The sequence below is a fragment of the Chryseobacterium koreense CCUG 49689 genome (assembly GCF_001045435.1).
GTDB classification, from domain to species: Bacteria; Bacteroidota; Bacteroidia; order Flavobacteriales; family Weeksellaceae; genus Kaistella; species Kaistella koreensis.
In genome coordinates, this window is record NZ_LFNG01000003.1 from 162,339 (window position 1) to 170,440 (window position 8,102).

Sequence of the window (8,102 nt, forward strand, 5' to 3'; positions counted from 1 at the left end):
TCAACATCTTTAATAATGAGTCATACACAGATATTCACACCATTTTCCGAAGAAGAATTAATTCCCAAAGAAGAAAAACTGGAGGTGGTGAAGAAAGGAAAACAGTTCGGAATCGGAATCCCGAAAGAAACTTGTCTCCACGAAAGGAGAACTTGCCTCACTCCAGACGCAGTGCAGGTTTTGGTTGCAAACGGACATCAAATTGTGGTGGAATCCGGTGCCGGAGAAGGTTCATTCTTTACCGATCTGCAATATTCCGAATCGGGTGCAAAAATCACCAACGATCCCAAAGAAGCTTTTGAGCAAGATTTGGTCTTAAAGATTAATCCTCCAACGACCGAAGAAATAGAATACCTTCAACCGAACACCTACCTGGTTTCCGCATTGCAAATCAATTTGCGTGACCAGGAATATTTCAAGAAACTTTCCGAGAAAAAAATCAACGCAATCGCGTTCGAATTTATCTGCGATGAATATAAGCAACTTTCACTGGTACGGCTGATTGGAGAAATAGCGGGAAATATCTCGATCCTGTATGCTGCAGAACTTTTAGCGTTATCCAATGGATTGATGCTGGGTGGAATTACCGGGGTTCGTCCAACGGAAGTGGTGATTCTTGGCGCAGGAATCGTGGGTGAATTTGCCACAAAAGCCGCTCTAGGTTTGGGAGCAAGTGTAAAAGTTTTTGACAATTCACTATCAAAACTCCGCAGACTCCACATGATGGTGGATGGCAGAGTTCCAACCTCGATTGTTGATCCCAAAGAATTGGCAAAAAGTCTGAAAAGAGCAGATGTGGTCATTGGCGCCTACTCCAAATTAAGTGCTTTCCCAATCATTACCGAAGAAATGGTTGCCCAGATGAAAAAAGGAAGTGTAATCATCGACGTGACAATTGACAATGGCAATGTCATCGAGACTTCTGAACTGACCAGCATGGAAAATCCGTATATCATCAAACACGGCGTGATTCACAGCGGCTTGCCCAACCTCACTTCTAAAATGCCGCGAACTACGACCAAAGCAATTTCCAACTTCTTTTTGAGTTATCTCCTAAACTACGATGAAGAGGGCGGCTTTGAAAACATGCTCGTCCATAAAAACGAAATGAAGCAATCCCTATATATGTACAAAGGGCGTCACACGAAGAAAATCCTTTGCGACCGATTCGACCTTACTTACCACGATATTAACCTCCTAATCTTTTAAATGAGAAAACTCAGATTTTTCTTAATCGGATTGATTCCGGGACTGCTTTTGACGTTTTTTATCCTTAACAAAAAGGGCGCGAGCTGCAGCGGCTATTTACCGAATTCCAGAGTGATTGCAGAAACTTTGTCTAAAGATTTCCAATATTCCGAAAGTTTCAAAGCGGAGATGAGTGCTCATCAAATGGATGAAAAATTCCTTAGAGACAGCGTCATTACCAAAGGCGAAATCAACTTCGATAAAAGCCTTGCACAAAAAAAGCCTTGTCCCGAATACGTTTTAATTTACCCGAAAAAAAATCCAAAGTTCGAAATTTCCTATGAGAAATGCGAAAAAACCACCACTTTCAATTCATTCAAAAAGCTTCGGTAATCGCCTTTAAATTATTCTTTATTAATTTTTAATTCTTCTTTCAAAAAGTGAAAATCGCGGTAATCGGAATCGGATTAATTGGCGGCTCCATAGCGCTGAAACTTCGGAAAAAACATTTTGCAGATTATGTTTTTGGGGTAGATTTTAATGAAAAACATTTGGAAGATGCCAAAAGTTTAGGAATCATCGATGAAATTTCTTCGCTGGAAAACGCAGTGAAAAATTCTGAACTCATCATCATCGCAATACCCGTTGATGCAACCCGGGAAGTTTTGCCAAGCGTTCTGAATTTAGTTGACAACCATCAAACCGTGATGGATGTGGGTTCCACAAAATCAGGGATCGTATATGCCGTGAAAAACCATCCCAAAAGAAATCGTTTCGTACCCTTTCATCCCATGTGGGGAACGGAAGACTCCGGTCCAAAATCTGCAACTGCAGAAAGTTTTGGGGGAAAAGCAGCCGTAATCTGCAACCAAAACGATTCCGCAGAAGATGCACTGGAATTGGCGAAAGAAGTCGCAAAAAACTTAGATCTGCACCTGCTGTACATGAGCGCGGAAGACCACGACATCCACACCGCTTATATTTCGCATATCTCACACATCACCTCCTATGCTTTGGCAAATACCGTCCTAGAAAAAGAACGCGAAGAAGAGACCATTTTTCAGTTGGCAAGTTCCGGATTTTCAAGCACGGTTCGGTTGGCTAAATCGCATCCGGAAATGTGGGTCCCCATTTTCAAGCAAAACAAGGAAAATATTTTGGACGTCCTGAACGAACATATTTCCCAGCTCAGAAAGTTCAAATCAGCTTTGGAAAAGGAAAATTATGAGTTGCTGGAAGAGTTGATTACCAATGCCAACAGAATCCGCGGAATTTTGAAATAAACTCCAGTAAGCTGATTTTGATTAGTTTAAATATTGTAATTTTACTAAAAACTAATCCCCATGGCAAAATGGAATTTTCCCGGCGTTTATATTGAGGAATTAAAAAATAATTTAATTCCAACAGTAAAATCTTTAGAAAACACCGCCGTATTCTTAGGCTATTCAGAAAAATGCCAAAACGAAAACGCCCAAAGTATCCAGAATATTCCCACTGAAATCCATTCCATACTGGAATTTGAAAAATTTTTCGGAACAGCACAAGCTGAAAAAAACTTGGTGATTCATGATTTTTCAAATTCTGGTGAGGATCGTTTTCAGGTTTGTTTTAGCGGCGCAAAATCAAAGCACAACTTATTTTATTCCGTGAAACTCTTCTTTGAAAACGGAGGAAACTCATGCAAAATAATTTCCGTGGGTTTATTCAAAGAAATTGGTGAAACAATCACCGCAAATGATTTCAAGACAGGTCTGGAAGCTTTGCAAAGCGAAAACGGAACTCTTCTGATCAGCGCTCCCGAAAGTCAAAATTTATCGGAAACGGACTTCTACCTTTTGCAGCAGGAATTACTTGAATTTTGTGAAATCCATCGCGGTTTCGCTATTCTGGATCTTCCGAAAGCCACTGAGGATAATTATCCAAACATCATTACCGACTATAGGGCAAAACTTAATTCAAATTCCTTGAAATTCGGAGCATCATTTTTCCCTTCTGTGGAAACTTCCTGCAGCTATCGCTATGATGAATCTGCAGTGGAAATCAGTAAGAATGGTTTTTTTCATCCTTTGAGCTCCTTCACCAATACCCAAATCTCCAAATATAAGAATGCGATTGATCATTTTTCGGTCATTATTCCCGTCGGTGGAGCGGTAATGGGGGCGATTATGAAAAATGATATGAATATAGGGATCTGGAAAGCGCCCGCCGTAGTAGCTTTAAACCAAGTGATAAGGCCTGAAATATCAATGACAGACAGTGATCAGCAATCAGTAAACTTGAACCTGTCAGAAAAACCCATCAACTGCATACGCTATTTCGCGGGTAGAGGAAACCTGATTTGGGGAAGCAGAACATTGGCTGGAAATGAAATTGAATGGAGATACTTTCCCATTCGCCGGTTGGCAAACAAAATCGAAAAAGAAATCCAGAATTCGCTGCACCAATTTTCTCTGGAAGAAAACAATGTCAAGACCTGGTCTAAAATAAAATCAATGGCCAGCGATTACCTTTACCGTTTTTGGAATTCAGGAGCACTTATGGGCGCAAAACCGGAACATGCCTATCTAGTTTTATGTGGCTTAAATGAAACGATGACCGAACAGGATATTGCTGCCGGGCGAATTGTGCTCCAAATTGGAATTGCCCCTGTAAGACCTGCAGAATTCATTTTTCTACATTGCTCAGTTTTAACCGGAAAAATCTAATATTTTCTATACGGATTTCACTAACATTCCGGCACGTTCACCGCAATTGCCAAACCGCCTTCGGAAGTTTCCTTGAAACGGTCACTCATGCTTTGAGCGGTTTCCCACATCGATTGGATGACTTGATCCAAACTCACTCTAGCTTTGGTGGGATCGCTTTCCAGCGCGATATTTGCTGCCGTGATTGCCTTCATAGCTCCCATTGAATTTCTTTCGATGCAAGGAATCTGAACCAAACCCGCAATGGGATCGCAAGTCATCCCAAGATGATGTTCCATTGCGATTTCTGCCGCCATCAGGACTTGGCCGGGAGTTCCGCCCATGATTTCGGTCAAACCTGCGGCAGCCATTGCCGAGGAGACTCCAATTTCTGCTTGACAGCCGCCCATCGCCGCAGAAATGGTTGCATTTTTTTTGAATAAAGTCCCGATTTCTCCCGCCACCAAAATAAATCTGATGATATCGTCTTCCGATTGAAATTCAGTAAACGCCTGCGAATACATTAAAACCGCCGGAATCACGCCACTCGCGCCATTGGTTGGAGCAGTGATAATCCTTCCAAAACTGGCATTTTCCTCGTTCACAGCCAAGGCGAAAGTGGAAACCCATTTATTGATATTCGTAAAAGATTCCTCCGCGTCCACCACGAGCTGAAACCATTGGTCAAGGTTTTCATAAACTTTATCACCGAGCAGTTTCCTGTTCAGACCTGCCGCTCGCCGGGTTACATTCAAGCCTCCCGGTAAAATTCCATCCTTGTTAATTCCCTTGTAAACACATTCTTTGATTTGATCCCAAATATAAAGTGCTTCCGCTTCGGTTTCTTCCCTTGTTCGCCATGATTCTTCGTTCAGGAAAATTAAATCTGAAATCTTATCCAAACCTAATTTTTCCGTATTTCGCAGTACATCCGCACCGTTATGACATGGATAAAGCGTTCGAATACAATGTTTCTCCATCGAATTTTCGTTCTGCGTGGCGATAAATCCACCACCGACGGAATAATAATCCTGCGAAATTTCATGACCATCATCAAAGACAGCCTTAAAAATCATCCCGTTCGGATGAAAATTCAAAGACTTCGATTTATTCAAAATCAAGTGTTTTCCATAAACGAATGGAATTATTTTTTCGCCACCCAAATTAAGTTCGTTGGAGGACTTAATTTTTTCAATTTTCTCCTCAATTTTCGTAGTGTCAATGGTTTTAAAGTTTTCACCCGAAAGTCCGAGCATACCCGCAATGTCCGTTCCATGACCGATTCCAGTCTTTGCGAGTGAACCAAAAAATTCCACGAAAACTTCTTTCACATCACGAATTTGATAATCAGCTCTGATTTTTTTCAAGAAGTTTTCCGCAGCATTCCACGGTCCCATTGTGTGGGAACTTGATGGGCCGATTCCAACTTTGATGATTTCAAAAACGCTTATGGATTCCATGAGGTGTAAAATGCTAATGTTTGCACAAAGATAAATCTAAATAAATTATTGGATAACCTTTTCAGGAATAATCACCGTAGATTTTGGGTGGAAACAGCAGTTCTTTGGTCTATGAAGTAAAAATCTCGGCCAAAATCCGCGAAACCTCTTTTGGTTTAGTAACTGGAAAAAGATGAGTGGCATTTTTCACGATATACTCCGGCTTGGAATATTTTGGCGGGAAAACCACATCATGATCCGCCAAAACCTGAACGACTTTTGGGTTAATCTCGGTCGATTTCCAGCCGGAAATTTTCGCGACACACCATTTCAAATAATAAGGATTCCTGACGGTGAAATATTTCATTATTTTCGGATTATTCGGGTCCACAAGTTTTCGGAAAAAGGAATAGGCTAATCCGGATTTTTCATTAAACAGGACTTCCGGCAGATAGTGCGCGAGCTTCGTCACTTGACCCAATTTGATAAAGCCCGACATTTCATTCTTAGATTTTATGCTTCCCAGAATTACAATTTTTTCTGCAGGTTTCAACTTGTCGATTTCCTGCGCAATCATTCCACCAAAAGAATATCCCAACAAATAGAACGGTTCGGAATCATCAATTCTATCTGCCATTTTTTGAACATAGTGGCTCAGACTTTCACCCTGTTCCGGCATCAGCCAATCCAGGAATACCACCTCCAGATTCTCTGGAAACCGGAGCTTTTCCAAAACTTTGAAATCGGCCCCCATTCCACTGATAACGTAAACTTTCATCGTCAAAAACTCAATAAAGAAACAGAAATTATTGTGCCGAAATTTTCACATTCATCTCCACATCGTTGGAAATCAACATATCTTCGAAAATATTGTATTTCAACCCGAAATGTTTTCGGTTAAAGGTAAATTGGGCGGAAGTAATGCTGATGGCTTTGTTATTTTCGACCACTTTTGCGGGAAATGAAATAGTCTTAGAAATTCCTTTGATATTGAGAATTCCATCAATTTGGTAATTATAGTCCTTCCCTGAAATCTTCTTGACCGACTTGATTTGAAAAACAGTTACCGGAAATTTTTCGGTATCAAAAAAATCATCACTTTTCAAATGGTTTTCCAGGAATTTCTTTTGTTTTGGATTTCCGTTCATGTCTTCGGCATCAATCGTGTTCATGTCGATAATAAAACTACCGCCGGTCAGTTCATTACCATTAGAAATGAGATTTCCGGATTTCAATTTCACCGTTCCGAAATGGGACATGGATTCTGATTTCAAGGTTTTATAGGCTTTCCATCGAATCTCTGAAAAAGTGATTTTCTTGGATTGGGCGAAAAGTGACATTGAAAAAGCAAACACAAAAACCAATGTGGGCACGTTCCTCATCTCTTTAAATTTTAGCAAATATACCGTTTCATTTAATTTTTAGGATTAACTTTAGACTTAAATTAAAAAAAGGGATTTTCTCTTTCATCAATTTTATTCTGAATTGGCTTTCAAAATCTTACCTTTGCAAAAAATATTAGAAAGTATATGAAATTTTTTATTGACACGGCAAACCTAGACCAAATCAGAGAAGCTCAGGATTTAGGAATTCTAGACGGAGTTACCACCAATCCTTCATTGATGGCAAAAGAAGGAATCAGTGGAAAAGAGGCAATTCTGAACCACTACAAAACGATCTGCGAAATCGTGGAAGACGGCGACATCTCCGCGGAAGTTTTAGGAACCACTTATGACGAGATGATTAAGGAAGGTGAAGAACTGGCGGCAATCCACCCGAATATCGTGGTGAAAATCCCGATGATTAAAGATGGTTTGAAAGCTTTGAAATACTTTGCAGACAAAGGTATCAGAACCAACTGCACTTTGATTTTTTCCGCAGGACAAGCTTTAATTGCCGCGAAAGCCGGTGCAAACTACGTATCTCCCTTTCTTGGAAGATTAGACGACATTTCTGTGGACGGAATGACCCTGATCGAAGAAATCAGAGTGATTTTCGACAACTATATGTTCGATACTGAAATCTTGGCTGCATCCATTCGCTCGCCAATGCACATCATCAACTGCGCAAAAATCGGTGCAGATGTGGTGACCTCTCCTTTGGCTTCAATTCTGAATTTATTGAACCATCCTTTAACCGACAAAGGTTTGGCGCAATTCGTAGCGGATGCTAAAAAGATGTCGTAAGAAACTTGATTTAAAATCAATAGAACCAAGGCAATTTCTTGTCTTGGTTTTTTTTATTTAAAAAAAGATTAATAAGGTTCAAAGTTGTTTATAAAGAGTAGTTTACAAGAATTGAAAACCTTATCGGTAACGATTTAGTAATGGTGCTTACTGCACTTGCTTTCATTTGATTACCTTGTAAATCATTACTGCAAATGTAATAAATTAATGGGTAAAGTATATTACTGCTTTACCCTTTTTTCATCCTCCCTAATATAAAAATCTTTGAAAAAAAATCCCACACTGGGGAGAACCTGTGATATTGGTTTCAATATTATTGCCAAATTTTGGCATACAACAATAGTTGCAATTCCGAAACAAATAGTGATAACTTCAAAAAAGACTATGCTATGGAAATCGTGTTGAGTAAAATATTATCGCAAATTAGACATCAGGATGGAAACTTCGGTGATATTGACCACCCAGTTTCAATTTAAACTGACCACCTAAGTTCGGTTTAAACTGACCACCTAATTTCGGAGTAAACTGACCACCCCTTTTTTCATTCAGTGAACTGCTTTTTTCATGTGTTAATGTAGGTTCAAATTTAGATAAAAATTACTGTT

8 protein-coding genes are annotated in these 8,102 nt (G+C 39.9%); 5 read left to right on the forward strand and 3 right to left on the reverse strand.

Annotation, left to right across the window (positions count from 1 at the left end; translation table 11 throughout):
- The first annotated feature begins 15 nt into the window (after positions 1-15).
- From ACM44_RS02715 to ACM44_RS02730, 4 genes are read left to right on the forward strand one after another with little or no spacing between them, the layout of a single operon-like run.
- Positions 16-1,209, forward strand: a complete 1,194-nt coding sequence (locus ACM44_RS02715; RefSeq protein WP_048498563.1) for an alanine dehydrogenase — start codon at positions 16-18, stop codon at positions 1,207-1,209.
- Positions 1,210-1,581: a hypothetical protein gene (locus ACM44_RS02720; RefSeq protein ID WP_048498564.1), complete on the forward strand. Its 372-nt coding sequence runs from the start codon at positions 1,210-1,212 to the stop codon at positions 1,579-1,581.
- A 47-nt stretch (positions 1,582-1,628) separates the two neighbouring features.
- A complete protein-coding gene (locus tag ACM44_RS02725; RefSeq protein WP_048498565.1) occupies positions 1,629-2,471 on the forward strand; it encodes a prephenate dehydrogenase in 843 nt (280 codons plus the stop codon).
- A gap of 60 nt (positions 2,472-2,531) precedes the next feature.
- Positions 2,532-3,893, forward strand: a complete 1,362-nt coding sequence (locus ACM44_RS02730) for a phage tail sheath family protein (protein WP_048498566.1) — start codon at positions 2,532-2,534, stop codon at positions 3,891-3,893.
- Between the two features lie 20 nt (positions 3,894-3,913).
- Here the strand turns inward: ACM44_RS02730 and ACM44_RS02735 are convergent, their stop codons facing one another.
- The 3 genes from ACM44_RS02735 to ACM44_RS02745 form a co-directional block, all read right to left on the reverse strand.
- A complete protein-coding gene (locus tag ACM44_RS02735; protein WP_048498567.1) occupies positions 3,914-5,332 on the reverse strand; it encodes an L-serine ammonia-lyase in 1,419 nt (472 codons plus the stop codon).
- A gap of 109 nt (positions 5,333-5,441) precedes the next feature.
- Positions 5,442-6,089 (reverse strand): alpha/beta hydrolase, encoded by a 648-nt coding sequence (locus ACM44_RS02740; RefSeq protein WP_048498568.1) that lies wholly within the window; start codon positions 6,087-6,089, stop codon positions 5,442-5,444.
- 28 nt (positions 6,090-6,117) lie between these two features.
- Entirely contained in the window at positions 6,118-6,693 is a 576-nt protein-coding gene (locus tag ACM44_RS02745; RefSeq protein ID WP_048498569.1) for a YceI family protein, read from the reverse strand.
- A gap of 147 nt (positions 6,694-6,840) precedes the next feature.
- Between ACM44_RS02745 and fsa the strand changes: the two genes are divergently transcribed.
- On the forward strand, positions 6,841-7,497 hold the full coding sequence (gene fsa / locus ACM44_RS02750) for a fructose-6-phosphate aldolase (protein WP_048498570.1): 657 nt from the start codon (positions 6,841-6,843) through the stop codon (positions 7,495-7,497).
- The last annotated feature ends 605 nt before the right edge of the window (positions 7,498-8,102 follow it).